The sequence below is a fragment of the Amycolatopsis thailandensis genome (assembly GCF_042723255.1).
In the GTDB taxonomy this organism is placed as follows: Bacteria; Actinomycetota; Actinomycetes; order Mycobacteriales; family Pseudonocardiaceae; genus Amycolatopsis; species Amycolatopsis thailandensis.
The window spans coordinates 1-26177 of sequence record NZ_JBHXJK010000036.1 but is presented as its reverse complement, the minus strand read 5'-3'; the positions used below and the strand labels follow the sequence as shown (position 1 = coordinate 26177).

Sequence of the window (26177 nt, the reverse complement as noted above, 5' to 3'; positions counted from 1 at the left end):
GTGGTCAGGAGGCCATGGCGGGGGTGAGCCGGGCTTCGCGGCGGTCCAGGCCGCCGGACACCGCGGCCAGTGAGAGTCCCAGCACGGCCAGCGACGCCCCCACCCAGTTGGGCGCGACCAGGCCGAACCCGCCCGCGATCACCAGTCCGCCCAGGTAGGCGCCGATGGAGTTCGCGATGTTGAACGCCGACTGCACGGCGGCGGAGACCAGCGACGGCGTCCCGCCCGCCTTCTCCATGATCCGGGCCTGCATCATCGGGCCGATCATGAACCCGGCGAGGCCGACGAAGAAGATCGTGACCGCCGCGCCGACCTTGCCGTTCGCGGTGAAGGTGAAGATCGCCAGCACCGTGGCCAGTCCGAACAGTGAGACGTAGAGGCTCGGCATCAGCGCCTTGTCGGCGAGCCTGCCGCCGAGGATGTTGCCGATCGTCATGCCGACCCCGGCCAGCGAGAGCAGCAGGGTGACGTTCGACGGCGAGTAGCCGGTGACGTCGGTCAGCATCGGCGCGATGTAGGACAGGCAGGCGAAGACGCCGCCGAGGCCGAACGTGACGATCGCGAGCGCGAGCCACACCTGCGGTCGGCGGAAGGCGCCGAGTTCGCCGCGCAGCGACGGCTCGACCGGTTTGCCCTGGTGGGGGACCAGTTTCGCGATCGCGGCCATGGCGATCAGGCCGATCACGGCGACGACGCCGAAGGTCGCGCGCCAGCCGACCTTCTGGCCGAGCAGCGTCCCCAGCGGCACACCGACGACGTTGGCCAGGGTCAGGCCCAGGAACATCATCGAGACGGCCTTCGCGCGTTCGCCCGGCTTGGCCAGGCTGGACGCGACGACCGCGCCGGCGCCGAAGAACGCGCCGTGCGGCAGACCGGCGAGGAAGCGGAAGGCGACGCCGAACTCCTGGTTCGGCGAAAGCGCGAAGAGGGTGTTGCCGAGCGTGAACAGCCCCATCATCGCCAGCAGCATGGTCTTGCGCGGCAGCCGGACGGCGGCGGCGGTGAGCAGCGGGGCGCCGACCACGACGCCGAGGGCGTACCCGGAGATCAGGTAGCCGGCGGAGGGGATCGACACGCCGAAGTCGGCGGCGGCTTCGGGCAGCACGCCCATCATGACGAATTCGGTGGTCCCGATGCCGAAGGCACCGATGGCGAGCGCGAGCAGCGCGACGGGCACGGCTCTCCTTCCGGGGTCGTACGTGAGTAAACGATTACTCGCCCAGCGTCGCGGATGGGAGAGCTGAATCGATTTAGGTCTCGGACACAAAAGAAGACAGCGCGTGTGGCTCCAGCGCCGACGAGCTGTCCTGCGTCCAGTTCAACGGATCGAGGGGGCGTTTGTCATCCCGGTTTCGGGTGAGGCTGCCCACCCTCAGCGGCGGGCGGCGAGCACTCCCTGGAGCAGGCCGGGGAAGAGCTCGTCGAGATCGTTGCGGCGCAAGGAGTTGTAGCGCGCGGTGCCCTGCTGGCGGCCCATGATGATGCCCGCTTCGCGCAGGGTGCGGAGGTGATGGGTGAGTGTGGACTTGGTCACGGCGACGTCGAAACCGCTGCACGAGATCTCGGTGTCGGCGCCGGCCAGCTGGCGGACCATGTCGAGCCGCACCGGGTCCGCGAGCGCGGCGAGGACCGCCTCGATCCGGATCTCGTCCTGATCGGGGTAGACGTACTGCTGGGTCGTCGCGGCCATGGGTCCATAGTACGACGCCCCTCGAACTTCTGGCGAGTTCGTAGTACGGTCTCCATCGAACTACGACAACCATCGAACAACGACCCCACGTCGACTTTCGCGGGCTAATCGCGCTCTGGTCGCCTGCCGCGCAGACCTGCGTTTAGCGGGCTAAACGCGCTCCGGCACCGACTCGCGTTTAGCGGGCTAAACGCGATCGACGGGGGTCTGGAGCTGGGGAGTCATGACTTTCGCACCACCCAGGACCGCGGTGCTGGCGCTCGGCACCTTCGCGGTCGGCACCAGCGGGTACGTCGTCGCCGGGCTGCTGCCCGCGCTGACCGGCGAGCTCGCGGTCTCCGAGACGGCCGCCGCCCAGTTGGTCACCGCCTTCGCCATCGCGTACGCCGTCGGCTCGCCGCTGTTCGCCGCCGTCTCGGGCCGCTGGGAACGGCGCACGCTCCTGGTCGCCGCCCTCGTCGTCACCGCCATCGGCAACGCCCTCGCCGCCCTCGCGCCCGGCTACGTGACCCTGCTCCTCGCGAGGGTCGTCACCGCGATCGGCGCCGCGGTCTTCACCCCGGCCGCGAGCGCCGTCGCCGCCGAACTCACCTCGCCGGAACGCCGGGGTCGCGCGGTCGCGCTCGTCTTCGGCGGCTTGACCATCGCGACGATCCTGGGCGTCCCGCTCGGCAGCGTCCTTTCGCAGAGCGTCGGCTATCAGGCCGTCTTCGCGCTCGTCGCGGCCTTCTCGCTCCTCGGTGCCTTCGCGGTCCGGCTGGTCCTGCCCGCCGTCCCGGCACCGCCGCCAGTCCCGTTCGCCGAACGGTTCACCGTCGCCAAGGACCCGCGTGTCCTCGCCATGCTCGGCGCGACCGTGCTCGGCTGCCTCGCCGCGTTCTCCGTCTACACCTTCATCTCGCCGGTCCTGTCCGCCACGGCGGGCGTCCACGGCACCACGGTCAGCCTGCTGCTGTTCGTCTACGGCGCGGGCGGCGCGCTCGGCAACGTCCTCGGCGGCCGCGCGACCGACCGCTGGGGCGCCCGCGGCCCGCTGCTGATCGTGTTCGGCGGCATCACCGTGGTGCTCGCGCTGCTGCCGCTGGTCGCGACCAGCGTCGCCGGCGCGGCCGTCATCCTGTTCCTCTGGGGCCTGGCCACCTGGTCGATCAACCCGCCGATCCAGCACCGGCTGATCGAGCTGTCCAAGCAGAACGCGGGGCTCGTCCTCTCGCTCAACGCGTCCGCGATCTACCTCGGCGTCGGACTGTCCGGCCTGGTCGGGGGAGCGGTGCTCAGCGGCGGCGGGCCGCTCCTGCTGCCCGAGATCGCGGCGGTGCTGACGGCGCTCGGAGCGGCCGTGGTCGTGGTGGGCTGGCGGAGCCGCGTGAGGCAGCCCGCATTGGCCGACTGACGCCTATTCGGCGCGAGTCTGGACTTCGCAGTCGGGGCCGGGGAACACCAGCCCTTCGTGTCCGTCCGCGAACCGGACGAGATACGGCGGGCCACCGTGTTCTCCGCGTACCTCGAGGATTTCGCCGCGTTGCCCGGCCGAGCCCACCGTGCGTCCGTGCACGTGGATCTCGTCTCCGACGGTCGCCTGCATGAGAACCACCTCCGACGCTTCAAGGTTAGGAGCGTCGGAGGTGATCCCGCTACAGTGTGGGCATGATCCTCGAAATCCTTGGAGGCGCGACGCCTCACATCCGGTGAGCCCGTCGATCCGGGTCCGCACGCCCTCGGAACTGCGTGCGGCCAGAAGAAGGAAATCCCACTCCTGCTGGGGACATCTCGTCGCGGCACCGCTGTGGCCGCTGCACGGCGCGAATCTCGGCACGCTTCTGCGGACTTGCGACGCGGTGGGTGCCTGCCTTGCCGTGCCGAGGTTTCCGTGGGTGCCGGAGGCGCTGCGCCGAGGGAACACGTTGCGGCGCCCGGCTTGCGTGCACTGGGTGAACGATCCGCCGGGCTGGCTGACGCGGGAAAAGGCGGCGGGCACCGCGATCGTCGGTGTCGAACTGGCCGACGAATCCGTCCGCCTCGCCGATCTCCCGCCCGCGCGCGGCCGGACGATCGCCGTACTCGGCCATGAGCAGCAAGGCATTCCGCCGGAAGCGCTCGACCTTCTCGACACCGTCGTCGAAATCCCGATGGTGGGCATGGGCGCGAGTCTCAACGTCGCCGTCGCGGGCAGTCTCGTGCTGTACAAATTGGCGGGCTTGCTGTGACCGTCGCCGATAGGCTGCCGGGATGACCGACGTACTCGACACAGTGGCCGGGAAGAGCGGCGAATTGGTACTGCGCCGGGCGGGGGAAGACTTCGAGGTCATCGCCAACGGCGTCTTCCTGATGGACACCCGTAACGGTGAATCGGAACGGTTGCTCGTCTCGGTGGCGGCGGACCTGGTGCCCGGCAAGGCGCGGATGCTGATCGGCGGTCTCGGTGTCGGCTATTCGCTGCGCGCCGCGCTGGACCACCCCGGTGTCGGCGAGATCGTGGTCGTCGAGCGCGAGCCGGCCGTGATCGGGTGGAACCGCGAGGGCCCGCTCAAGGACGTCCACGGCGACGCCCTCGCCGACGAGCGGGTCACCGTCGTGGAGGCCGATCTGGTGAAGTGGTTACGCCGGACGGAAGAACGGTTCGACGCGCTGTGCCTCGACATCGACAACGGTCCTGAGTGGACGGTCACCGACGGAAACGCGAAGCTGTACCAGGAGGACGGGCTCGACATGCTCGCCACGCGGCTGCGGCCCGGCGGCGTGCTCGGGGTGTGGAGCGCCGAGTCGGTGCCGTCGTTCGCGAAGCGGCTGCGAGCGCGGTTCGGTGAGGTCCGGGAGCTGAAGATCCCGGTGCCGCAGGGTGAGCCGGACGTGCTGTGGTTCGCGCGGAGATAGCCGACGCCGCACGGGTCAACGCCCGCTGGTGTCATACGGTCTGCCGGACGGGCGTTTTCACCGCCCGCGTCTGGAAGTCGGCGCGCCGGACACCTCCGCTGTACCCGGACGCGATGACCTTGACACCGGACGCGACAGCCGAAGACGTCCTGGACGGGATCGACTTGTCGCCGGGCTGCGCGGTGAAGGACAGCTTCGGCTGCCTCGATCTTTCGCGAGCCGGCTTCGAGGTGCTTTTCGAGGCCACGTGGATCACCCGCACGGTCCAGATGCCCCTTGAACCGGGCTGGTCCCGAGTCGACGACGAGTTCGAAGACCCGTTCGTCGAGGTGTGGTCCGACGGAGTTTCGGGCGTGACCGCGAATCGCGACGGCGACTTCGCCGGACTGTCCAATTTGTACACTCGTGGCGATCTTGACGACGCCTGGCGCGGCGCGACCTCGGCCGTCGCAGCGAGTTTCCCCGGTTTACCGATCACCGGCTACGAACGCGGCGAAGATCTCGACGCGGCCCTGCGCAACGGCTACACGGCACTGGGACCGCTGCGGGTCTGGCTGAAATGATCGCCGCATGGAGATCACGACCTGGCACCTCGAACAGACCTCGCCGGACGACCTGAGCGCGGCGAAACCGCCCGCCGTCCCGGTGACGGTCACGCGCTCCGAGCTGGTCAGCCCGGAGCTGAACCGCTACCTCTACACAGCGGTCGGCGGCGACTGGTTCTGGATCGACCGGCTGAGCTGGACGTGGGCTCAGTGGATCGAGTGGCTGGACAGGCCGGGCGTCGAGACCTGGGTGGCCTACGCGCAGGGGACGCCGTGCGGCTACTTCGAACTCGACGGCAGCGAAGAAGGCGAAGTCGAACTCGCCTACTTCGGCCTGATGTCGTCCTTCGTCGGGAAGGGCGTCGGCGGGCACCTGCTGACAGTCGCGCTGCGCGAGGCATGGGTGCTCGCGGAGCGCTGGCCTGGCATGGCGACGCCGCGCCGCGTCACGGTCCACACCTGCACCACGGACGGCCCGGCCGCGCTCAAGAACTACCAGGCACGCGGCTTCCGGGTGTTCCGCACCGAGGTCGAGCAGGCCGAGCTGCCCGCCGAGACGCCGGGACCGTGGCCGGGAGCTGCGAAGAAGTAGCTACTTCGCCGGAGCCTTGGCCGCGGCCTTCGCCGCCTTCTTGAACGCCCGCACCTCGCCGAGGGTCTTCGCGTCGACGACGTCGGCGATCGAACGCCGGGAGCCGCGGTCGCCGTAGGAGCCGGTGGCCGCGCGCCAGCCCTTCGGGTGAATACCGAGCTGCTTGCCGAGCAGCGCGAGGAAGATCGCGGCCTTCTGGTCGCCGTAGCCGGGCAGCGCCTTGAGCCGCTTGAGGACCTCCGGGCCGTCCGGTTTGGGGCGCCCGGCGGTCCAGATCCCGGCCGCGTCGCCGTCGTAGCGTTCGACCACGTGCTCCGCGAGATCCTTCACGCGGCGGGCCATCGAGCCGCCGTAGCGGTGGATCGCGGGCGGGACCACGCAGAGCTCGACGAAGGTCTCGGTGTCCATCGCGTGGATCTTCCGGATGTCGAAGCCGTCCATCCGGTCCGCGATCTTCTGCGGGCCGCGGAACGCGTGTTCCATCGGGAACTGCTGGTCGAGGAGCATCCCGACGAGCAGCGCGAACGGGTCCTCGGTCAGCAGCCGGTCCGCTTCCTCGTCCCCGACCAGGTGCAATGCGCGCGTCATGCGCCCAGGATCTCACGACCGGGCCGTCGCGCGCGTCCTCATCCGTGTGGGTCGACGAGCAGGTCCGCGGCCGCGGTGGTGACGGCGGCCGACACCGCGGCCAGCGCGGGGGAGTCGAGTTTCCACTGCTGCCAGAACAGCGGTACGTCGATCGGGTGGTCCGGGTCGAAACCGACGAGCGTGCCGTCACGCAGCCGGTCGCCGATCTGCGCGAGCGGCACCATGCCCCACCCCATCCCGGCGGTGACGGCGTCGAAGAACCCTTCGGACGATGGGACGTAGTGCCGCAGCGAACTCGCGGTCGTGCCGCGTTCGCGGGCGAAGCGGTCCTGAAGGTCGTCACGACGGTCGAAGACGATGACGGGTGCTTCGGCGAGGTCGAGATCCGTGCCGAGCGCAGGACTCACGACGGCCAGATAGCGCATGTGCCCGAGCCGGTGCACCGAACATCCCGCGACCGGATCCGGCGACGACGTCACGGCGGCCATCACCAGACCCTCCTTCAGCAACGTCGTGGTGTGGTCCTGATCCTCACGATGCAGCTCGAAGCAGATCTTCTGCTCGGGCGGCACCCGCGTGAGCGCCGGCAAGAACCACGTCGCCAGCGAATCGGCGTTCACCGCGATCGGCAGCCGGACCGGTTCGTCGCCGGCGGTCAGGCCGAGTTCGGCCCGGGTGTCGGCCTCCAGCAGGGCCAGCTGACGGCCGAAGCGCACGACGGCTTGCCCGGATTCGGTCAGGCGCACCGGTTTCGTGCGGATCAGCAGCACCCGGCCGGTGCGCTGTTCGAGCGCCTTGACGCGCTGGCTGATGGCCGACGGCGTCACGTGCAGCGCCGACGCCGCCGCGTCGAACGTGCCTTCGTCGGCGACGGTCAGCAGGGTGCGGACCAGGTCGAGAGGCAGATCGCTCATCATGAGCGCTAATGTTACGTAAGAATCTTTAGCTGTACTGTTGACGGTCCGCTTCCTAATGTCCTCCGTATGGGAGACGTTCTGTTCAGCGCGGCCGCCGGTTTCGGCGCCACCATGGCCCTCATCGTCGCGATCGGCGCGCAGAACGCGTTCGTGCTGCGGCAGGGGATCCGGCGCGAAGCGGTGCTCGTGGTGGTGCTGATCTGCATCTTTTCGGACGCCATCCTGGTCAGCCTCGGCGTCGGCGGGGTCGGCGCGATCGTGGGGGCGTCGCCCGAAGCACTGACCGTCGTCGCCCTGGTCGGCGGTGCTTTCCTGCTGTGTTACGGCGCCCTCGCAGCCCGTCGCGCGTTCAAGCCTGCCGCGCTGGAAACCGGTGGCCCGGAGACCGGCGGATCGCTGCGCCGCATCGTGCTGACGACGCTGGCGCTCACCTGGCTGAATCCGCACGTCTACCTCGACACCCTGCTCCTGCTCGGCGCCATCGCGGCGGGACACGGCGGCGGCCGGTGGGCCTTCGGCGTCGGGTCGGTGCTGGCCAGCGTGATCTGGTTCCTCGTGCTCGGCTTCGGCGCGCGGCTGCTCAGCGGGTTCTTCCGCAAGCCGTCGTCGTGGCGGGTGCTGGACGGCCTGGTCGCCGCGACGATGATCGCCCTCGGTGTGACACTGGTGGCCACCGCCTGAAGCCCTTGTGATCCGTCACAAGAGGCGGCGCGTAAGTCTGGTTCTTCTCCCGGTCCCGGCCACCAGTTTGTGACGCATGATGACACGCATCACATACTGACGAGTAACCGGAGGCAGGGATGCGGGCTCGGGTCACCAACGGCGGTGCCACCAAGACCAGGAAGATCCTCACCACGCTTGTCGCGGCTCTGACGTTCACGATCGCCGTCCCGGCGGTGGCGAGCGCGGCGCCTTCGAGCGGCTGGAACGACTGGTCGTGCAAGCCCAGTGCGAACCACCCCGAGCCCGTCGTGCTGGTGCACGGCCTCGGCGGCAACGCGACGACCAACTGGTTCTATCACGCGCCGAAGCTCAAGAACGCGGGCTACTGCGTCTATTCGCTGACCTACGGCGGCACCGTCCTGGGTGGACAGTTGTTCGGCGGAATGGCCTCGATGCGGAAGAGCGCCGTCGAACTCGGCGCGTTCGTGGACCGCGTGCGGTCGAGCACCGGTGCGGACAAGGTCGACATCGTCGGGCACTCCGAGGGCACGACGATGCCCGCGTACTACCTCAAGTTCGAGGGCGGCGCGGAGAAGGTGAAGCACTTCGTCGGCTTCGGCTCGAACTTCAAGGGCACGTCGCTCACCGGCCTTTCCGGGCTGGCCAAGGCCGTGCTTTCGCTGCCCGGCCTCGACCTGCTCGCCGACGGCGTGTGCAGGGCTTGCCGTGAATACCTCGCGCCGTCGGACTTCCTCGACGATCTGGCCCGCGGCGGGGTGACCGTGCCGGGGCCGACCTACACGAGCATCGTGAGCCGCCACGATCGAGTGGTCACGCCGTACACCAGCGGCGTGCTGAACGAGCCGGGTGCGACCGACATCGTGTTGCAGGACAGGTGTGGTGTGGACGTCTCCGGGCACCTGAGCCAGGCGATCGACCCGAACGTGACGGGCCTGATCCTCAAGGCGCTCGACCCGGAAGGCGCGCCCGCGCCGAAGTGCGTGCCGTTCTTCGCACCGCTGTAGGACGCTGTAGGGCTCAGGGTTTGGTCGCGTGCACCACGAACACCGACCGGACCCTGTCCTCGGACTCGACGTCGAGGCGCTTCACGGTCACCTCGGTGAAGCCCGCTTCGGAGGCCAGTTCCGCCGCGTCGTCCTCGGTTTCCGGCAGCTTCAGGTCGGTGGGGACGATCGCGGCGAACGCCTCCGACGGCCGGAACGCCGACGCCAGCGGCAGGCTGAAGCCGACCCGTCCGCCCGGGCGCAGCGCCCGCAGCCAGTCGCGAAGCGCGGCCGCGCCGAGGAAGTGCAGCGAGGACGCGCACAGGACGGCGTCGGCGCCCTCGTCCTCCACCGGCGACGGAACCGCCGAGGCGACCTGCCAGGTGATGACCTTGCCGGGATCGAGTGTCGCCGCCTTCGTCTCGGCCTGGGCGATCATGCCCGGCGAGATGTCGATCGCGAGCACCTCGCCCGGCTCCAGGCGCAGCGCGGCGAACGCGGCCACGCCGGTACCGGTCGCGACGTCGAGAACGCGTTCGGGAGCCGTGCGGCCGAGGCCGTCGACGAGCGCTTCGGCGACCAGGCCGTGAAAGGTGTCTTCGTCGTAGTGGGCGGCCATGCCGTCGAACAGTCCGGCCGCGATCTCCTCGGTCACGACGGCGACCCTATCCGGGAGGCGGCGGCGCCCGGCGAAACCCAGGTCGGCGCGGTGATACCAGCACAGTTCGGGATCGCCTTCGAGCCAGCACAGCAGGACGTCGACGCCGTCGAGTTCGGCGGGGAAGTCGATCAGGAGCGGGGCGAACCCCTTCAGCTCCGCGCCGGTCCGCTGGACGGTGGTCATCAGATCGTCCAGCCTGGCCTGCGCGGCCTTCCATTCCGGCATCCCGCCGAGCGCGGTCTCCCGGCCGCCCGGGCGCAGGGACGCGGCGAGTTCGGCCGCGTCGGCGCGGAGGCGGACGAGCTCGTCGAGCACGGGGCGTAGCCGGGCGAGCTCGGCGCGGGCTTCAGGAACGGTGAACAATCCCATGCGCCGATGGTCCCAGCCCGCTCAGCGGCGCCGCCGGGCGAGTCTCGACGCGAGGCCGGCACCGATCAGGAGGAAGCCCGTCCCGAGCAGCCCGCCGATGAAGAGCCAGCTCGTGACGCCGTAGGTGACGTCGTTCTGCGGCAGGTACTTCATGAGCCGGAAGCCCCATTCGGGGACCGCCGCGGCGGCCAGGCCGGGCGCGACGCCCCAGACGAGACCGCCGAGGATCGGCCCGGTCGCCGAGAGCGCACCGAGCAGTCCGACCGCCAGCAGCAGGATCCCGCCGCCCACCAGCAGGCTGATGCCGAGGACGTCACGTTGGGTGCTCAGCGTCGCCTGGATGAGCATCTGCTGCCGCAGGCCGCCCCACGACAGCAGGCCGAGGGCGACCGGCGTCAGGATCAGGCCGCCTGCGCCGCTGAGGACGCGGCGCACGCCCCGGCCCGCGCGGGGGTCTTCGGTGCCCAGGTCGTCCTCGAAGGGCTCATACGGCTCATACGACTCGACGTCCTCGTACGGCCTTCGCGGGTCTTTGGGCTTCTCTTGCTCGTACTCGCCGTACTCCTGGTAGTCCTCGTCGTCGTACTCCGCGACGTACCGGTGCGATGACATGGGCGGGCCACCTCCCTGCACCGGACTACGGACGCGAAGCCCCTTCGGTTCACTTCGATCTCCGCAGAGCGCGTTTAGCCCGCTAAACGCGATTCGAGCGGCGCCGGGTCAGGGTCCCGACCAGGCCCGCCCCGACCAGGAGGAAACCGCTCCCGAACAGGGCGCCCAGCACCAGCCAGGACACCAGGCCGACGCCGAGTTCGCGGCCGCCGAAGTCGTACAGGCTGCTCATGACGCTCGTCCCGCCCAGGAGCGTGGTCAGTCCGGGGATCACTCCCCAGATCAGCCCGCCGAGGACCGGCCCGAGTCCGGACAGCGCGCCGAGGAGCGCGACGCCGAGAAGGAAGAAGCCGCCGACGATCAGCAGGATCATGCCCAGCGGGTCTTCGCCGACGGTGTAGGCCTGCGCGTACATCCCCTGCAGGCGCGAGCCGCTGTAGATCACCAGCCCGAGCGCGACCGGCGTGAGGAGGACCCCGCCGAGCGCGCTGATCACACGAGGCACGGCACGGCTGCTTTGCCTAGGCTGGAGATAAGGCTCCGGCACCGACGGCTGCTCGTGCGGCGGCACGGCGTAGGGGTTGGTGGACATGGGGACCGCCCTTCCGGTGGGCCTGCTGCGCCGAAAATGGAGTGCGGTTCGATGATGGCGCGGTCTCCGGGGATCCCGTGACGGCCGGATGGCCGTCGTCCGACCGGGTGACGTCGGTCACAACGGCCTCGTGGAGACTTGATACCGACCACTACTGGAACCATCCAGGACCGTAAAGCAGTACGCTTGTACCGCTACCGGAGAGACTGAAGAAGAACGCGAAGATCCGCGGAAGGAGCACCGCTGCTCATGGCCAAGATCAAGGTCCAGGGCACCGTCGTCGAGCTCGACGGCGATGAGATGACCCGCATCATTTGGCAGTTCATCAAGGACAGGCTGATCCACCCGTACCTGGACGTGGACCTGGAGTACTACGACCTGGGCATCGAGGAGCGGGATCGCACCGACGACCAGATCACCATCGACTCCGCCAACGCGATCAAGAAGCACGGCGTCGGCGTCAAGTGCGCCACGATCACGCCGGACGAGGCGCGCGTCGAAGAGTTCGGCCTGAAGAAGATGTGGCTCTCGCCGAACGGCACGATCCGCAACATCCTCGGCGGCGTGATCTTCCGCGAGCCGATCGTCATCCAGAACATCCCGCGCCTGGTGCCCGGCTGGACCAAGCCGATCATCATCGGCCGTCACGCGCACGGTGACCAGTACAAGGCGACCAACTTCAAGGTCCCCGGTCCCGGCACGCTGACCATCAGCTACACCCCGGACGACGGCTCCGAGCCGATGCAGTTCGACGTCGCGAAGTTCCCCGAGGGCGGCGGCGTCGCCATGGGCATGTACAACTACCGCAAGTCCATCGAGGACTTCGCGCGCGCCTCGCTGCAGTACGGCCTCGACCGTGAGTACCCGGTCTACATGTCGACCAAGAACACCATCCTCAAGGCCTACGACGGCATGTTCAAGGACGTGTTCGAGGAGATCTACCAGGCCGAGTTCAAGGCCGACTTCGACGCCAAGGGCATCTCCTACGAGCACCGCCTGATCGACGACATGGTCGCCGCGGCGATGAAGTGGGAGGGCGGCTACGTCTGGGCCTGCAAGAACTACGACGGTGACGTGCAGTCCGACACGGTCGCGCAGGGCTTCGGCTCGCTGGGCCTGATGACCTCGGTGCTGCGCACCCCGGACGGCAAGACCGTCGAGGCCGAGGCCGCGCACGGCACGGTCACCCGGCACTACCGCCAGCACCAGCAGGGCAAGCCGACCTCGACCAACCCGATCGCGTCGATCTTCGCGTGGACCCGGGGCCTCGAGCACCGCGGCAAGCTGGACTCGAACCCGGAGCTGATCGGGTTCGCGAACAAGCTGGAGCAGGTCGTCATCGAGACCGTCGAGAGCGGCAAGATGACCAAGGACCTCGCGCTGCTGATCAGCAAGGAGCAGGCGTTCCAGACCACCGAGGAGTTCCTCGCGACGCTGGACGAGAACCTGGCCAAGAAGATCGCCCAGGGCTGAGTCTCGCTGTAGTACGACGAAGGCCCCCTTCCTCGCGGAAGGGGGCCTTTTCGCGTTGTGACCCTGGGTAGCCCGGCGACTTTCCGGTTGGCGCCTCCGGGTGGTTGGCAATCCGGGATCTGGGCGACCGCCCCGGTTTCTGCCACTCTGGACCGGACAGAAAACGATTCCCTTGTTCGAGGAGTGACCATCATGGCCATCTCGAAACCGGTCTTGTTCATCGGCGGCGGACTGGCGCTGATCGTCGTCGTCGCCATCTCGGGACAGGACCGGGAGTCGAGCGCGTCGAGCCCGACCGGTTGCCAGGTCGTGGTGACGGCCGACGTACTCAACGCGCGCGACGTCCCCGGTGGGCAGAAGATCGTCGGCAAGTACGTCAAGGACGCGAAGATCGACGCGCAGCCGGTGGTCGAGAACGGCTTCCGCAAGATCGCCGAGGGCAAGTGGGTCTCGGCGGAGTTCGCGCCCCCGGTCCAAGGCGCCAAATGCGGCCCGTGACCTGCGGCTTCGCGTTTAGCCCGCTAAAGGCGACGTGTCCCTGACCTGCGGGATCGCGTTTAGCCCGCTAAACGCAAGTGGGCGCCTTCCTCGGCCGCCAGCACCTCGCCCCTGAACTCGTCGCGCGCCTCGGTCACCGAGATCTCGCGGTCGGAACCGGGCCAGAAATGGGTCAGCAGCAGCCGCCGGGCGCCCCCGCGCTCGGCCCAGTAACCGGCCTCGCCCGCCGTCGACACGAGCCGCGGCGTCTCGTCGGGAGACGGGCCCTGCAACGTGGCGTCGGCGATGAGCAGATCGGCGTCGCGCGCCAGCTCGGCCAGGACCGGGCTCGGCCCGCTGTCGCCGGTGTACGCGACGGTGAGCCCGGGCGCGCTCAGCCGGATCCCGTAGTTCGGCACGTGGTGCGGCAGCAGGAACGTCGTCATCCGGAACGGCCCGACCTCGCGCGGTGGGCCGAGGTCGGACACGTCGAAGATCGTCGTCGGATGCGGCCGCGGTTCCATCGCTTCGAGCCGTCGCACCGTGCCCGGCGTGCAGTGCAGCGGGATCCTGGGCTCGTCCGGCAGCCCGTAGGCGCGAGCACGGCCGAGCGCGCTCACGTCGGCGCAGTGATCGGGATGTTCATGCGTCACCACCACCGCGTCGACCCGGCCGCCGGGGGCGTGTTCGAACAGCCGTGACGCGCCCCCGTAGCCGAGGTCGAGCACCAGCTTGAAACCCTCGTGGACCAGGAGAAATCCGGCGCAGGCGCGTCCCGGTTCCGGCCAGGCGCCGCAGCTGCCCAGCACGGTCAGCTCGCTCATGCGCGCAGTCTCGCAGGAGATCCCGGGTAACGGCGCGCGATTTCCGGCGACTTCGTGACCGGAGGTCCGTCATGAAGCAGGTCCAGAGCCGGGTCGTCACCCCGAAGCCGATCGACGAGGTTTACGCCTATCTCGCCGACTTCACCAACCAGCCGGAGTGGCGCTTCGACGTCGTGTCGTGCTCGCTCGCGTCCGGAGAGGTCGGCGTGCCGGGGGCGAAATACCACCAGCGGGTGAAACCGCGGGGCAAGGAAATCGGCAGTGAAGTCGAGCTGACCCGCGCCGACGAGCCGGCCGAAGTCGCGTTCCGCACGCTGGATCCCGGCCTGGTCACCGTGTCGGGCGCCTGGCATCTGAAGAGCACGGGCACCGGGACCGAGGTGGTCTGCGACGTCGTCATCGAGACGCACGGATTTCTCCGGTTGCTGGAGTTCACCATGGGCCCGTCGCTGCGGAAGATCTCGGACCGCTATGAACGGGACCTCTCCGCGCGGCTCAACCCCTGACGATTCTGTCGGACCCTCCGGGTAGCGTGCGGAGGGTGCTGACCGTCTCCACTGTGAATGTCAACGGCCTCCGCGCCGCCGCGAAAAAGGGCTTCGTCGAGTGGCTGGGTTCGACGAAGGCCGATGTCGTCGCCTGCCAGGAGGTCCGGGCCGAGCTCAAGGAGCTGCCGGCCGGTGCCGCCGCGCCCGAAGGCTGGCACGTGGTGCACGCGCCGTCCGCGCAGAAGGGGCGCAACGGCGTCATGCTCTTCAGCCGCGCCGAGCCGGACGAGGTCCGCATCGGTTTCGGCGAGCCCGAATTCGAGGACAGCGGCCGCTACGCCGAGATCCACCTGCCGAACGTCGTGGTCGCGAGCCTGTACCTGCCCAGCGGTGACGTCGGCACCCCGCGCCAGGACGAGAAGGAGCGCTTCATGGCGGCGTTCCTGCCGTACCTCGTCGACCTGCGCGCCAAGGCCGAGGCCGGCGGCCGCGAGGTCGTCGTCGTGGGCGACTGGAACATCGCCTACGAGAAGACCGACCTGAAGAACTGGCGCGGGAATCAGAAGAGCTCGGGCTTCCTGCCTGAGGAGCGGGAGTGGCTCGGCCGCGTGTTCACCGAAGCCGGTTACGTTGACGTGCAGCGCAAACTCGACCCCGAAGGCCCCGGCCCGTACACGTGGTGGTCGTACCGCGGGAAGGCGTTCGACAACGACTCGGGCTGGCGCATCGACTGCCAGATCGCCACCCCCGGCCTGGCGGAGCGGTGCACGTCGATCGTGGTCGAACGCGCCGAGTCCTACGACCAGCGCTGGTCGGATCACGCGCCGGTGACCGCGACCTATTCCGGCTGACCTGAGGCCGGTCACCGTGACCTCCGGGACTCGGTCGGGCACAATCAGGCTCAGGAGGTGGCGGCCGTGCACGAGTCGATCGAACTCAAGAAGCGCGAAATCGAGGATCTTTGCCGAACACACTCGGTGCGTCGCCTCGATCTGTTCGGCTCTGCCGTGAGTGACAGGTTCGACTCGGTGTCCAGCGATGTCGACGTGCTCGTCGAGTTCGACGCGGGGCCGGGGTTCGACCACTTCGGTACTTATTTCGACCTGAAAGAGGGCCTCGAGCAGGTGCTGGAGACTCGGGAGCTTCTTTATGCAGCGTGATGCTCGCGCCTACCTTTGGGAGGCGTTGAGGGCAGCAGAACTGCTGACTGAGTTCAGTGAGGGCGAAGACTTCGATGGGTGAGGCGCTGAACCAGCTGTCCAAAGTGGATAGCGTTCTCGCTGGGCAGGTTCCCGACCTCGGTCGTATCGTTGCCTTTCGCGACATTCTCATCCAAGGATACGCGACCGTCGACGATGCCTTGGTGTGGCAGGTGCTCACCGAGAGGCTTTCGGGATGATCGGCGTTCTTCGGCGCTTGCAAAAGACCTGAGGCCGGTAATGGAAACGAACGAAGCCAGGCGGATCGAGGCGACGAACGCCGAGCGCTACGCGATGTCCGCCCAGTACGGGTGGGAGTTCAGCCCGGACGCGCCGAACCTCCTGGAGCGCTGGACGGTGCTGCCGTTCAACCAGCGCGGTGACAAGCGGATGGCGTTCGGCGCGCTGAGCGGCGCGTACAACGGGCTCCGGTTCAGCGTCTTCGACTACCACCGCCGCCCGACGGTCACGAGCGTGCACACGCGGTGGACCAACAAGAAGGTCAACGAGCTGGACACGATCTCGATCGACACGGTCTGGGTGATCACGCTGCCCGCGCCGATGCCGAACTTCCAGATCGTGTCGAGCATCGAAGCCGCCTGGGACGTCGATCAGTACCCCGAGCCCGCCACGGCGGACCGGAAGTTCAATCGCTGGTACAAGCTGATCGACACCGATCCGAACATCGCGGTCGGGGTGCTGACGCCGCAGGTCGCCGCCACGATGCGGTCGTCGAAGCTGCACACCTGGTCGCTGGTGGGCGCGGAACTGGTCTACGTCGAGAACCCGACGTTCGGCCGGACGAAGCCGGACGACGTGCTCTTGACACTGGCGCACCTCGGGAACCTGGTGTCGCTTCTGCCGTTCCATCTCGGTGGCGGGCAGGCCGCCGCGCCACCGCCGCAACAACACCGGCAACCGCCGTATCCGCCGCAGAATCCCGGGTATCCGCAGCAATACCCGCCTCCGCCGCAGTACGGTCGGCCGCCGTATCCGCAGCAGCCGGGATATCCGCCGCCGCAGTACCCGGCGCCGCACTATCCCCAACCCCAGTACCCCCAACCCCAATACCCACAGCCTCAATACCCGCCGCAGGGTCATCCGCAGCCGGGCCCGTACGGCCCGCCGCCGGGGTATCCGCCACGCGGTTACTGACGGGATTTCGCGCTCTCTGTCCACACTGGACTTTCGACGAAGTGGTTGTCGAATTTTTCCTGGCTGTCCAAGAGATCTTGGACGGTCGCGTCGCCGTGGCCGACTTTTTCCAGCAGGCGGAAGTAGTCGAACCGTTCCACGCCGGGGATGAACACGATCAGTACGTCCGCCGCTGAGTCCACGACCGCGCGGAAAGCGTGCGTGGTCAAGGGTGGAACGAGGAGCATGTCGCCCTCGGAAACGGTGACGATCTCTTCTCCCACAAGGACTTCCAGCTTTCCTCCCAGCATGAAGAACATCTCGGAGGAGCCGGTGTGGTAGTGCGGCGCCGCTCCGTCGGCACCGACGCCGAGTTGTGTTCTCGCGCTGCTCATGACTCCGCCTGTCGTGGAGACGTCGGCGAGCAGGGTGACGAGGGTGGGGGCCGCGCCGACGGTCTCGGCTTCGGCGGCGCGGACGAGGACGGGTTCGTGGGTTTCGATGCTCTGTGTCATGCCCAGATAGTTCCACCACTGATAGTTCGCTGTCAAACTATCTCCCGTCGAATAGACTGCGAGGCGTGAGTGAAGAGCGGAACGTCGACGCGATCGACGACGTGGTCGGCGCCTGGCGGCGGGAACGACCGGAACTGGACTTGACCGCGATCGGGGTCGCCGGCCGCCTCGGCCGCGTGACGATGCTGACCACGCCGATGGTGGAGGCCGTGTTCGCGAAGCACGGCTTGAAGCAAGGCGAGTTCGACGTGCTCGCGGCGCTCAGACGGTCCGGGAAGCCGTACACGCTGATCCCGTCCGAGCTGTCCGCGACGCTGATGATGTCCCGGGCGGGGATGACCAGCCGGATCGACCGGCTGGAGTCGGCGGGCCTGGTCGAGCGGGCGCTCGATACCGAGGACCGGCGCAGCTTCCGGGTCACGCTGACCGAGCGCGGGTTCGAAGTCGTCGACGCCGCGATGACCGAGCACACGGCGAATGTCGCGAAGCTGCTTTCGCCGCTGGGTGGTGACCTCGAAGTCCTGGACAGGGCGCTGCGCCGACTTCTGAGCTCTCTCGAATGACGAAGGGGCCCTTCGCCGCGTCAACAGCGGCGAAGAGCCCCTTCAGCTACCTGGACGGATCAGCAGGAAAGGTTGCCGCCGGGGGCGACGCCGAGGATCCCGGTGAACTGCTGGTACTTGCTCACGCGGCTCTGCACCTGGCCGGGGTTGCCGCCGTTGCATTCGATGCTGCCGTTGATGCTGCGGATGGTCTCGCCGAAGCCGCGGCTGGTGACCATCGCGTCATGCGGGGTCATCGTGCCCGGACCGTTCTGGGTCATCCAGTACCAGATGCCGGTCTTCCAGGCGACCGCCGCGTCGTTCTGCACCAGCCACGGGTTGGTCAGCAGCGGCAGGCCCAGCGCGTCGCCGGCGGCCTTGTAGTTGAAGTTCCAGCTCAGCTGGATCGGGCCGCGGCCGTAGTAGGCGGCGTTGCCCGCCGGGCAACCGTAGGACTGGCTCGTGTCGCAGTAGTGCGGATAGTTGGCCTGGTTCTGCTCGACGATGTGGACCAGGCCGCCGGTCTCGTGGCTGACGTTCGCCAGGAAGGCCGCCGCTTCCTGCTTCTTCACGGTGTCGCTGCCCGTGCCCGCGAAGGCCGGGTACGCGCTGAGGGCGGTGACCAGGCCGTTGTAGGTGTAGAAGGCGTTCCGGCTCGGGAACATCTGGTTGAACTGGGCCTCGCTGACCACGAAACCGGACGGGTTCGGCGGGTTGGTCGTGCCGCCGCCACAGGCGCCCTGATCAGCCCAAACCTGCGCCGTACCCGGGGTTTCGTTCTGCGTCCACCACTTGGCGGACCAGTTGTGTCCGTTGTGCGAGGCGGTGTTGCCACCCCAGTAGACCGAGCTCGCGTTCCACGGTGCCACGCAGTCCGCGGCGGAGGCGGTCTGGGCCGGGACGACCACGGCGACCGTGGTGGCGGCGAAGGTGGCGGCGACAGCCGCGAGAATACGTCGAAGAGACATCGGTGGCTCCTTCGTACGAGGGGACCATGCAGGGAGATATTGGTCTATACCTTTTAAGGGGTATGGCCAACAGGTATAGACCATTGCGGACAAGAAACCAACCGATGAAAGTCGGATCGTGCCTGTTCGGCCCTGTGGTGACAGCCGAATGGCGTAGCCCTGTCCGGTTTTGTCAGAAACCCTTTGTGTGCGTGGCAACTCTGAGAAGAGGGGTGCTCGAAAGATCCCCCCTGTGAGGGGCTAGTCTCGTGCCCCGAGTTGATCAGAACCCACAGGTCTTGACACGCTCGGTAGTTTTTTGACCAGCAGCCTGGAAATGCTCACTCGTTCGGGTTAGCGTTCCGGTTCGGCAAAGTCACGTCACGGGAGGCACTCCGGTGCGGAACCCAGCTCATCTCCTGATGCGCTCGGCCCTGCCCGCGGCCAGGGCCGCGGCGGTCATCGCGATCCCGGTCGCGCTGCTCGTCGCGGGCGCTGTCCCGGCTTCGGCCGCGGAGGCGACGTCACGCTCGGAGATGGCGTTCGGTCTTCTGGGCCCGGTCGGCCTGATCGCCGTCGCGCTCGGCGTCGTCGGCATGGCCTTCGGAGTGTTCCGTCAGCGCCGGAAGGCCCGCTCGGCCGCTGCCGCCCCCGCTCCCGTCGCTCCGGCTCAGCCCGCCACCCCGCACGTCGCCGCGATGGCGGAGGCCGCCCTCACCGACGACGCCCTCGCCCGCCAGCAGCGCCGCTGACCTGCGCCTCCCCGCCCCCGAATCGCGTTTAGGGGGCGAAACGCAACGTGGCCCCGGATCGCGTTTAGCCCGCTAAAGTCGCTCTGGCCTCAGGCCCCGGCGGATCGCGATTAGCCCGCTAAAGTCGCCTGGGTCTCTGGCGCGCACGGATCGCGTTTAGCCCGCTAAACGCAGGTCGGCGCGCGAGAGGGGCGGAGCGCGATTAGCCCGCGAAAGGCGAAGTGCCGGATTACTTGGGTAGGGACACCTAGTCCCGCCCGGATTGTTTAGGGGCGCGCCGGTCGCCACGCTCGGGTGCATGACGGTGACGCAACGTCGCAACCGGCCCGGTGATCCTTTCCCTCGGGCCCTGGACCAGGCGATCGCGGACAGTGGTCTCGGACTCGACCGGATCCGCCACCGGCTCGCCCAGCAGGGCGTCCGGGTCAGTGTCGCGACCTTGAGCTACTGGCGGACAGGAAGAAGCCGCCCCGAGCGATGCGACTCCCTGAAGGCGGTCGCGCTGCTGGAGCGGCTCTTCGAACTTCCGCACGGTTCCTTGCTGAACCGGCTGGGACCGCGTCGCCCCAGGGGGCGGTGGGGCGACGCGGGAACCGGGTCAGACTCCGGAGTTGCTGCGGATCCAGCTGCGGAAGTAGGGGACGTCCACGTAGATCGACGGCCCGGTCGCGCAGGTGCTGCTGTTGTTCCCGGCGCGGCTGGTGGCGCCGACCAGCTGCCAGACACCGTTGACCTGCTTCACCTGCGGGCCGCCCGAGTCGCCGTAGCAGGCGCCCTTGTTCCCGCCGGGGTTGTTGGTGCAGATCTCGCTCGCGCCGCTGATGCCGAGGCAGCGGTTGTCGGCGACGATCGAGGTGTCCAGCTGCTGCAGGGTGACCGGGGCACCGCAGGCACCCTGCGGGGCGCAGGTCTGGCCCCAGCCGATGATCCGCGTCGCGGTGCCGACGGCCCCGGACGAGTCGGCGATCGTGACCGGCGCCTGCGAAACCGACGTCGAGAGTCGCAGCAGCGCCAGGTCGGCGCTCGGGTGGGCGATCCGCTGGGCCACGCGGGCCACGGTGCCGCCGCTGGTGCGGTTCGTGGTCCCGACGCGCACCTGCGCCGGCGTGCCACAGTGCTTCGCGGTGACCACCCAGGTCGAGCTGATCAGTGAGCCACCACACTGGTGCCCACCGGAGCTCGACTGCTGGGACACCATGAACGAGTAGACCTGGGTCGCGTTGCCGCCGCCGACGATGTTCGGCTGGACGCCGCCGGTGGGCTCGGCCGCCGTCGCGACTCCGGGGAGCGTGAACACGGCCGCAGCCGCGATGGCCAAGCCCATCAGCAGGGATCGTGCCTTCATCTGGGTTCTCCTTCGGTGTGGCCGGAAGGTCCGGTGCCATGAACGCTAGGAATCGGACAACGCGCCCAGAACCGTCGGAAGTATGTGGCGTTTAACCGTTTAGACCGTTCGTCGGGGGCGACCTCCGATGACCCGCCGAGACGCGGCCTGACAGAATCCGGGCGTGTCCGACGAACTGAAGCGCCCGCGGGTGCTCTCCGGGATCCAGCCGACCGCCGACTCGTTCCACCTGGGCAACTACCTGGGTGCGCTGCGGCAATGGGTGCGGCTGCAGGACACCCACGAGACCTTCTACATGGTCGTCGACCTGCACGCGATCACCGTCGAGCAGGACCCGAAGGTGCTGCGCGACCGCACGCGCCGTTCGGCCGCGCAGTTGCTCGCGCTCGGTGTCGACCCGGCCCGCAGCGCGCTGTTCGTCCAGAGCCAGGTGCCGGAGCACGCCCAGCTGAGCTGGGTGCTGGAATGCCAGACCGGGTTCGGCGAGGCGAGCCGGATGACGCAGTTCAAGGACAAGGCCGCGAAGCAGGGCACGGATCGCGCCAGCGTCGGCCTGTTCACCTACCCGGTCCTGCAGGCCGCGGACATCCTGCTGTACCAGGCGAACGAGGTCCCCGTCGGCGAGGACCAGCGCCAGCACCTGGAGCTGACGCGCAACCTCGCGCAGCGGTTCAACAACCGCTACGGCAAGACGTTCACCGTGCCGGAGCCGCATATCGTCAAGGACACGGCGAAGATCTACGACCTGCAGGAACCGACCGCGAAGATGAGCAAGTCCTCGTCGACCGGGAACGGCCTCATCGAGCTGCTCGAAGACCCGAAGAAGTCGGCGAAGAAGGTCCGGTCGGCGGTCACCGACACCGGCCGCGAGATCGTCTTCGACGCCGAGAACAAGCCCGGTGTCTCGAACCTGCTGACGATCCTCTCCGCGCTGACCGACCAGCCGGTCGGCGAACTCGTCACCGCCTACGAAGGCAAGGGCTACGGCGACCTGAAGAAGGGTGTCGCCGAGGCGTTCGTCGAGTGGGCCACGCCGGTGCAGGAACGCGTCCAGTCCTACATGGACGACGTCGCCGAGCTCGACAAGGCGCTGGCCCTCGGCGCGCAACGGGCGCGGGAAGTCGCTTCGGTGACGTTGCGGAACGTCTACGACAACATCGGGTTCCTTCCCCCGGCAGGCTGATTCGCGCTGCGATGTCGCCGCCGCGTGGTTAGCGTTTCAAGGTGGCGAAAGATGACGGCGCGAAGCCGGAAGAGGACAAGCTGTTACCGCGCCTGAGGCGGAAGTACGGCTGGCTCGATCACCTCATCCGGGCGAACGACGCCTTCACCGAGCGCTACGGGAACCACTACGCCGCCGCGATCACCTACTTCAGTGTGCTTTCGGTGATCCCGATCCTGATGGTCGCCTTCGCGATCATCGGGATCGTGCTCCGCGGCGACACCGCGGTGACGAACCAGCTCGTCGACGGCATCAAGAAGTCGGTCCCGGAGGGACTGAGCGATCTGGTCGGCAGCATCATCCAGGCGGCGCTGGACTCCGGCGGCGGTATCGGCGTGTTCGGCCTGCTGCTCGCCCTGTACTCCGGCATCGGCTGGATGACGAACCTGCGGGACGCGCTGACGGCCCAATGGGGGCAGGAAAAGCAACAGTTGCCGTTGGTGTCGACGACGATCAAGGATCTGCTGTCGCTGGTCGGACTGGGTCTCGCGCTGGTGGTGTCCTTCGGCCTCACCGCGGCGGGCAGTGGCGTCGGGCGGTTCCTGCTCGAACTGGTCGGCCTGGAGGAGCAGAGCTGGGCCAAGTTCCTGCTGAAGGTCGCCACGATCCTGCTCGGCCTGCTCGCGAACACCCTGGTGTTCCTGTGGGTCATCGCGAGGCTGCCTCGTGAGCACGTCGCGCTGCGCAGCGCGGTCAAGGGCGCGATCTTCGCCGCCGTCGGGTTCATCGTGCTCCAGCAGGCCGCGACCGTTTACCTCGGCAGCGTCACGAAATCACCGGCGTTCACGTTGTTCGGCCCGGTGATCGGCCTGCTCGTGTTCGCGAATCTCGTTTCGCGGTTCCTGTTGTTCGTCACCGCGTGGACGGCGACGGCCAAGGAGAACATGCAGACGGTCATCGAGCCGCCGGCCCCGGTGCTGATCCATCCGAGGGTGACCGTGCAGCAGGGGCCGGGACTCGGCGCCGTCGGCGGGGCTTTCGCGACCGGAGCGCTTCTGGGCTGGTTCGGCCGCCGGAAGTCCTGATCCGTTACTCGCCCGCCATGGCCTTCTTGCGCTGGTGGCCGATGACGAACGACGCCACGATGATCAGGAAGACGACCAGCGTGATGATCCAGCCGGTCACCCCGAACGGGTCTTCCGCCGCGGCCGCGGCGCCGCTGTTCGACGTGCCGTCGGCGTTCGGCGCGGCCGATGCCTGGCCCGCTTCCACGGCCTCCGCCGCCTTGTATTCGATGCGCCCGACCGATTCGGCCTTGGCCTCACGCAGCGCGATGCCGTAATCGAGGAGCTTCGCCGCCTGTTCGACGACCCGCGTCGGACGCTGTTCGGCGCGGAGCATCACGACCGCGACCCGATGACCGTTCTGGAGCGCGCCGCCGACGTAGGTGTGCCGGGCGTCGTCGGTGAAGCCGGTCTTCCCGCCGATGAACCCGGGGTAGGTCCCGAGGAGCTTGTTGTCGTTGTAGATCGTGATGACCGGCTTTCCCGCGGTGGGCGGGATTTCGAAGCTCTTGGTCTTGACCACCCGCGCGAATTCCGGCTTCTTCATCGCGTAGTGGAAGATCAGGCTCATGTCGTAGGCCGAGGTCGACATGCCCGGGCCGTCGAGCCCGGACGGTGTCGCGGCCCGGGTGTCGGTGGCGCCGACGCGGATAGCCAGCTCGTTCATCTTCGCGACGGTGGCGTCGACCCCGCCGAGCACGGTGGAGAGCGCGTGCGCCGCGTCGTTTCCCGAGTGCATCAGCAACCCGTGCAGCAGCTGGTCCACTGTGTACTGACCGCCCGCGGCGATGCCCATGCAGGTGCACTCCTGCTCGGCGTCCTCCTTGGTCGGGGTGATGACCGTTTCCGGCTTGAGTTCGGTGACCACGACCAGTCCCAGCAGGACCTTGATCAGCGACGCCGGCCGCTGACGGGCGTGCGGATCCTTCGCGGCGATGACGTCGCCGGTTTCGAGGTCCTGAAGCACCCAGGACGCGGCGGTGCTCCCGTCGGGCGGGTTCAGCGCGCGCTTCGGGAGCACGAGCCCGCATTCGGCCATCCGGTCGCCGCCGACCGGGACCGGCGGGACCGGCAACGGGGCGGGCACGGCCTCGCCGGGGCGCGGCTTCTCGGAGGTGTCGATCGGCGCGGGAGGTGTCGTCTTGTTCGCGCACGGCTGCGCCTGGGCTGGTGGCTTCGGAGCGGCTGTGGCCACCGGCGTCACCGCGAGGGCGAGCACACCGGAAACGAGGACCAGGAGCGACCGGGAGATAGCGCTGTGCACCCGAGCAATGTAGCGTCGCCGGGCTCGCTGCATACTCAGGGGCATGCGCATTTCGCGAGGTACTTCGATGTTCCTGCTGGGTTTCGGCGTGTGGTCGTGGATCATCTGGATCACGTTCGCCAAGAACCTCTGGGACAGCGACCGCGCCTGGGCCGCCGACGGCTCGCCCACCGCTTACTTCATCGTGCACGCGGTGCTGACGGTCGTCTCGTTCGTGCTCGGCACCATCATCGGCCTGATCGGTCTGCGCACGCTTCGTGGCGCCAAGTCACGGGAGGCCGAAAAGGCTGACGCCTGATCCGGTTTGTCGTCCTTTTGTCGGTGGTGGCCGGGCTTCGGCTCGCTTACGTTCACTCCACCGAATCATGGAGGTGGAATGTCCCGGATCAGACGCCTGCTCGTCCCCGCGCTCGTCGCGGCGGCGGCGGGAAGTGTGTTCGCGGCCCCGTCGGCGAGCGCCGCGCCCGCGCCGCAGTGCGACACCGCGAGCGCGCCGTTCAACTACGTGGTGCTCTACAACCCGCGTACCCCGGAGCGCAAGGTCGACACCGAGCTGCGCGCCAAGTGCGGCGAGAAGGTCGCGTACTACCCGGAGATCGGGGTCGCGGTCGCGACCTCGCGCAACGCCGACTTCCAGGCGAAGATCGGTGTCTTCCGCGCCTACTCGGGCGGCCGTGACGTGGCGTTCCCGCCGGCGGCGTCGGCCCGTTCGACCCACTCCGCCGTGGTCGACACCAAGGAGAGCGAAGAGACCACCAGCGTCGCGGCCGAAGAAGACCTCTCGGCCCAGCAGTGGGACATGCGGGCGATCCAGGCTCCCGAGGCGAACAAGGTCTCCGGTGGCAGCCGCTCGGTGACCGTCGGCGTGCTGGACTCGGGCATCGAGCCCACCCACCCCGCGCTGAAGGCCGCCATCGACCCGAAGACCTCCGCGGGCTGCAACACGGGTGCGCCCGACACGACGCCCGCCGCCTGGGCGCCCACGAGCTCCGACCACGGCACGCACGTCGCCGGCACCATCGCGGGCAAGGACAGCGCGCGCGGCTTCACGGGCATCGCGCCCGGCGTCAAGCTGGCGTCGGTGAAGGTCGTGAACGACGACGGCCTGATCCTCCCCGAAGCCGCCGTGTGCGGGTTCATGTGGGCGGCGAAGCACCGCTTCCCGGTCACGAACAACAGCTACTACATCGACCCGGGCATGTTCTACTGCACGAAGGAGCCGGGCGACGCGGCCGCGTTCGAGGCCGTCCGCCGCGCGGTGACCTACTCGACCGGCCGTGGCGTGCTGAACGTCGCCGCCGCCGGCAACAGCGGCTTCGACCCGGACAAGCAGACCGTCGACCCGAACCGTCCGCACCCCGTCGACTCGAGCTGCGGGATCCTGCCCAAGGCCATCGACGGCGTCGTCAACGTCTCGGCCATCGGCTACGCGGGCACGAAGTCGTCGTACAGCAACTACGGCAACGACGTTTCGGTCACCGCGCCCGGCGGCGACCGGGCCCAGCTGCCGCCCGCCGGACAGGGTGCCGGTTGTCCGCTGTCGACGATCTTCAACGGCGCGTACGGCACCAAGTGCGGTACGTCGATGGCGTCGCCGCACGCCGCCGGTGTCGCCGCGCTGCTGGCTTCCCGTTACCGCCACGCTCCGCCTGTGGCGCTGAGGTGGCTGCTGGAGCACCAGGCCGACACGGTCGCCTGTGGTTCCGCGGCGCCGGTCTGTGAAGGCCCGGCGAAGGACAACTCGTACTACGGGCACGGGCGCGTCAACGCCCTGGACGCGGTGAAGTAAGTAAGTCCTTTCTCTGCCAAGTCCGTGAAGGCCTCCTTGAGGGACCCAGGGTCCCTCAAGGAGGCCTTCACGGACTATCAAGCACCACGGTCGAC

Annotated in this window: 33 protein-coding genes; 20 read left to right on the top strand and 13 right to left on the bottom strand. The window is 68.4% G+C overall.

Translation table 11 applies throughout. The features are described from left to right. Nucleotides 1-4: 4 nt before the first annotated feature. Complete coding sequence (locus ACFWMR_RS16805; RefSeq protein ID WP_093938836.1) at nt 5-1177, bottom strand: MFS transporter; 1173 nt, start codon at nt 1175-1177, stop codon at nt 5-7. Between the two features lie 195 nt (nt 1178-1372). After that, nucleotides 1373-1690, bottom strand: coding sequence for an ArsR/SmtB family transcription factor (locus ACFWMR_RS16800; RefSeq protein ID WP_093938837.1), 318 nt, complete (start codon nt 1688-1690; stop codon nt 1373-1375). 223 nt (nt 1691-1913) lie between these two features. Between ACFWMR_RS16800 and ACFWMR_RS16795 the strand changes: the two genes are divergently transcribed. Continuing rightward, a complete protein-coding gene (locus ACFWMR_RS16795) occupies nt 1914-3083 on the top strand; it encodes an MFS transporter (protein ID WP_378378991.1) in 1170 nt (389 codons plus the stop codon). Nucleotides 3084-3086: 3 nt separating this feature from the next. On the opposite strand, the gene ACFWMR_RS16790 is transcribed toward ACFWMR_RS16795, so the two are convergent. Next, a complete protein-coding gene (locus ACFWMR_RS16790; RefSeq protein ID WP_093938839.1) occupies nt 3087-3275 on the bottom strand; it encodes a DUF1918 domain-containing protein in 189 nt (62 codons plus the stop codon). A gap of 103 nt (nt 3276-3378) precedes the next feature. Here ACFWMR_RS16790 and ACFWMR_RS16785 point away from each other — a divergent pair, with 103 nt between their 5' ends. Genes ACFWMR_RS16785 through ACFWMR_RS16770 form a run of 4 tightly spaced genes read left to right on the top strand, consistent with a single transcriptional unit; the run spans nt 3379 to nt 5701 of the window. Then, nucleotides 3379-3897, top strand: a complete 519-nt coding sequence (locus ACFWMR_RS16785) for a TrmH family RNA methyltransferase (protein ID WP_378378990.1) — start codon at nt 3379-3381, stop codon at nt 3895-3897. A 22-nt stretch (nt 3898-3919) separates the two neighbouring features. Then, a complete protein-coding gene (locus ACFWMR_RS16780; protein WP_093938840.1) occupies nt 3920-4564 on the top strand; it encodes a spermine/spermidine synthase domain-containing protein in 645 nt (214 codons plus the stop codon). Then, complete coding sequence (locus ACFWMR_RS16775) at nt 4546-5127, top strand: hypothetical protein (protein WP_378378989.1); 582 nt, start codon at nt 4546-4548, stop codon at nt 5125-5127. Before ACFWMR_RS16780 ends, ACFWMR_RS16775 begins: the two co-directional genes overlap by 19 nt. Nucleotides 5128-5134: 7 nt before the next feature. Further along, the gene (locus ACFWMR_RS16770) at nt 5135-5701 is read left to right on the top strand and encodes a GNAT family N-acetyltransferase (RefSeq protein WP_378378988.1); all 567 of its coding nucleotides are present in this window, start codon (nt 5135-5137) and stop codon (nt 5699-5701) included. Here the strand turns inward: ACFWMR_RS16770 and ACFWMR_RS16765 are convergent, their stop codons facing one another. Further along, complete coding sequence (locus tag ACFWMR_RS16765; protein ID WP_378378987.1) at nt 5702-6289, bottom strand: HhH-GPD-type base excision DNA repair protein; 588 nt, start codon at nt 6287-6289, stop codon at nt 5702-5704. It abuts the gene before it with no gap. A gap of 38 nt (nt 6290-6327) precedes the next feature. Next, nucleotides 6328-7206, bottom strand: coding sequence for a LysR family transcriptional regulator ArgP (locus tag ACFWMR_RS16760; protein ID WP_093938845.1), 879 nt, complete (start codon nt 7204-7206; stop codon nt 6328-6330). Nucleotides 7207-7272: 66 nt separating this feature from the next. Between ACFWMR_RS16760 and ACFWMR_RS16755 the strand changes: the two genes are divergently transcribed. Then, on the top strand, nt 7273-7887 hold the full coding sequence (locus ACFWMR_RS16755) for a LysE/ArgO family amino acid transporter (RefSeq protein ID WP_093938846.1): 615 nt from the start codon (nt 7273-7275) through the stop codon (nt 7885-7887). 119 nt (nt 7888-8006) lie between these two features. After that, a complete protein-coding gene (locus tag ACFWMR_RS16750; RefSeq protein ID WP_378378986.1) occupies nt 8007-8894 on the top strand; it encodes an esterase/lipase family protein in 888 nt (295 codons plus the stop codon). A 13-nt stretch (nt 8895-8907) separates the two neighbouring features. On the opposite strand, the gene ACFWMR_RS16745 is transcribed toward ACFWMR_RS16750, so the two are convergent. The 3 genes from ACFWMR_RS16745 to ACFWMR_RS16735 all read right to left on the bottom strand — a co-directional run bounded on the left by ACFWMR_RS16745 (nt 8908) and on the right by ACFWMR_RS16735 (nt 11107). After that, complete coding sequence (locus tag ACFWMR_RS16745) at nt 8908-9903, bottom strand: DUF2203 family protein (RefSeq protein ID WP_378378985.1); 996 nt, start codon at nt 9901-9903, stop codon at nt 8908-8910. Nucleotides 9904-9924: 21 nt separating this feature from the next. Continuing rightward, nucleotides 9925-10515: a hypothetical protein gene (locus ACFWMR_RS16740; RefSeq protein WP_093938849.1), complete on the bottom strand. Its 591-nt coding sequence runs from the start codon at nt 10513-10515 to the stop codon at nt 9925-9927. A gap of 82 nt (nt 10516-10597) precedes the next feature. Further along, nucleotides 10598-11107 (bottom strand): hypothetical protein, encoded by a 510-nt coding sequence (locus ACFWMR_RS16735; protein ID WP_378378984.1) that lies wholly within the window; start codon nt 11105-11107, stop codon nt 10598-10600. 249 nt (nt 11108-11356) lie between these two features. On the opposite strand from ACFWMR_RS16735, the gene ACFWMR_RS16730 reads away from it, so the two are divergent. Continuing rightward, entirely contained in the window at nt 11357-12580 is a 1224-nt protein-coding gene (locus tag ACFWMR_RS16730; RefSeq protein WP_005166487.1) for an NADP-dependent isocitrate dehydrogenase, read from the top strand. A 192-nt stretch (nt 12581-12772) separates the two neighbouring features. Beyond that, nucleotides 12773-13078: a hypothetical protein gene (locus ACFWMR_RS16725; protein ID WP_093938875.1), complete on the top strand. Its 306-nt coding sequence runs from the start codon at nt 12773-12775 to the stop codon at nt 13076-13078. 59 nt (nt 13079-13137) lie between these two features. On the opposite strand, the gene ACFWMR_RS16720 is transcribed toward ACFWMR_RS16725, so the two are convergent. After that, a complete protein-coding gene (locus tag ACFWMR_RS16720) occupies nt 13138-13881 on the bottom strand; it encodes an MBL fold metallo-hydrolase (protein WP_378378983.1) in 744 nt (247 codons plus the stop codon). Between the two features lie 71 nt (nt 13882-13952). Here ACFWMR_RS16720 and ACFWMR_RS16715 point away from each other — a divergent pair, with 71 nt between their 5' ends. From ACFWMR_RS16715 to ACFWMR_RS16695, 5 genes are all read left to right on the top strand, one after another. Beyond that, nucleotides 13953-14387, top strand: a complete 435-nt coding sequence (locus ACFWMR_RS16715; protein WP_378378982.1) for an SRPBCC family protein — start codon at nt 13953-13955, stop codon at nt 14385-14387. Nucleotides 14388-14413: 26 nt separating this feature from the next. Continuing rightward, a complete protein-coding gene (locus ACFWMR_RS16710; protein ID WP_378378981.1) occupies nt 14414-15220 on the top strand; it encodes an exodeoxyribonuclease III in 807 nt (268 codons plus the stop codon). Between the two features lie 66 nt (nt 15221-15286). Then, nucleotides 15287-15529: a nucleotidyltransferase family protein gene (locus ACFWMR_RS16705; protein ID WP_378378980.1), complete on the top strand. Its 243-nt coding sequence runs from the start codon at nt 15287-15289 to the stop codon at nt 15527-15529. A gap of 74 nt (nt 15530-15603) precedes the next feature. Next, the gene (locus ACFWMR_RS16700) at nt 15604-15768 is read left to right on the top strand and encodes a HepT-like ribonuclease domain-containing protein (RefSeq protein WP_378378979.1); all 165 of its coding nucleotides are present in this window, start codon (nt 15604-15606) and stop codon (nt 15766-15768) included. 40 nt (nt 15769-15808) lie between these two features. After that, nucleotides 15809-16723, top strand: coding sequence for a hypothetical protein (locus tag ACFWMR_RS16695; protein ID WP_378378978.1), 915 nt, complete (start codon nt 15809-15811; stop codon nt 16721-16723). On the opposite strand, the gene ACFWMR_RS16690 is transcribed toward ACFWMR_RS16695, so the two are convergent. Then, complete coding sequence (locus tag ACFWMR_RS16690) at nt 16717-17217, bottom strand: cupin domain-containing protein (protein ID WP_378378977.1); 501 nt, start codon at nt 17215-17217, stop codon at nt 16717-16719. The genes ACFWMR_RS16695 and ACFWMR_RS16690 overlap by 7 nt on opposite strands. 65 nt (nt 17218-17282) lie before the next feature. Here ACFWMR_RS16690 and ACFWMR_RS16685 point away from each other — a divergent pair, with 65 nt between their 5' ends. Continuing rightward, nucleotides 17283-17780 carry a MarR family winged helix-turn-helix transcriptional regulator gene (locus ACFWMR_RS16685; protein ID WP_378378976.1) on the top strand — a complete coding sequence of 166 codons (498 nt, stop codon included), beginning with the start codon at nt 17283-17285 and terminating at the stop codon, nt 17778-17780. Nucleotides 17781-17839: 59 nt separating this feature from the next. Here ACFWMR_RS16685 and ACFWMR_RS16680 read toward each other — a convergent pair whose 3' ends face one another. Next, nucleotides 17840-18727 carry a glycoside hydrolase family 19 protein gene (locus ACFWMR_RS16680; protein ID WP_378378975.1) on the bottom strand — a complete coding sequence of 296 codons (888 nt, stop codon included), beginning with the start codon at nt 18725-18727 and terminating at the stop codon, nt 17840-17842. Between the two features lie 401 nt (nt 18728-19128). Between ACFWMR_RS16680 and ACFWMR_RS16675 the strand changes: the two genes are divergently transcribed. Beyond that, nucleotides 19129-19458, top strand: coding sequence for a hypothetical protein (locus ACFWMR_RS16675; protein WP_378379013.1), 330 nt, complete (start codon nt 19129-19131; stop codon nt 19456-19458). 598 nt (nt 19459-20056) lie between these two features. Here the strand turns inward: ACFWMR_RS16675 and ACFWMR_RS16670 are convergent. Continuing rightward, nucleotides 20057-20803, bottom strand: coding sequence for a S1 family peptidase (locus ACFWMR_RS16670; RefSeq protein WP_378378974.1), 747 nt, complete (start codon nt 20801-20803; stop codon nt 20057-20059). 163 nt (nt 20804-20966) lie between these two features. Here ACFWMR_RS16670 and trpS point away from each other — a divergent pair, with 163 nt between their 5' ends. Together trpS and ACFWMR_RS16660 are read left to right on the top strand one after the other, a co-directional pair. Next, the gene (trpS, locus tag ACFWMR_RS16665) at nt 20967-21986 is read left to right on the top strand and encodes a tryptophan--tRNA ligase (protein ID WP_378378973.1); all 1020 of its coding nucleotides are present in this window, start codon (nt 20967-20969) and stop codon (nt 21984-21986) included. Between the two features lie 41 nt (nt 21987-22027). Next, nucleotides 22028-23050, top strand: a complete 1023-nt coding sequence (locus ACFWMR_RS16660; protein ID WP_378378972.1) for a YhjD/YihY/BrkB family envelope integrity protein — start codon at nt 22028-22030, stop codon at nt 23048-23050. 4 nt (nt 23051-23054) lie between these two features. Here the strand turns inward: ACFWMR_RS16660 and ACFWMR_RS16655 are convergent, their stop codons facing one another. Beyond that, nucleotides 23055-24293 (bottom strand): D-alanyl-D-alanine carboxypeptidase family protein, encoded by a 1239-nt coding sequence (locus tag ACFWMR_RS16655; protein WP_378378971.1) that lies wholly within the window; start codon nt 24291-24293, stop codon nt 23055-23057. Nucleotides 24294-24336: 43 nt separating this feature from the next. Between ACFWMR_RS16655 and ACFWMR_RS16650 the strand changes: the two genes are divergently transcribed. Together ACFWMR_RS16650 and ACFWMR_RS16645 are read left to right on the top strand one after the other, a co-directional pair. After that, the gene (locus ACFWMR_RS16650) at nt 24337-24591 is read left to right on the top strand and encodes an SCO4848 family membrane protein (protein WP_093938862.1); all 255 of its coding nucleotides are present in this window, start codon (nt 24337-24339) and stop codon (nt 24589-24591) included. A 78-nt stretch (nt 24592-24669) separates the two neighbouring features. Beyond that, entirely contained in the window at nt 24670-26082 is a 1413-nt protein-coding gene (locus tag ACFWMR_RS16645) for a S8 family peptidase (protein WP_378378970.1), read from the top strand. Nucleotides 26083-26177 lie beyond the last annotated feature (95 nt).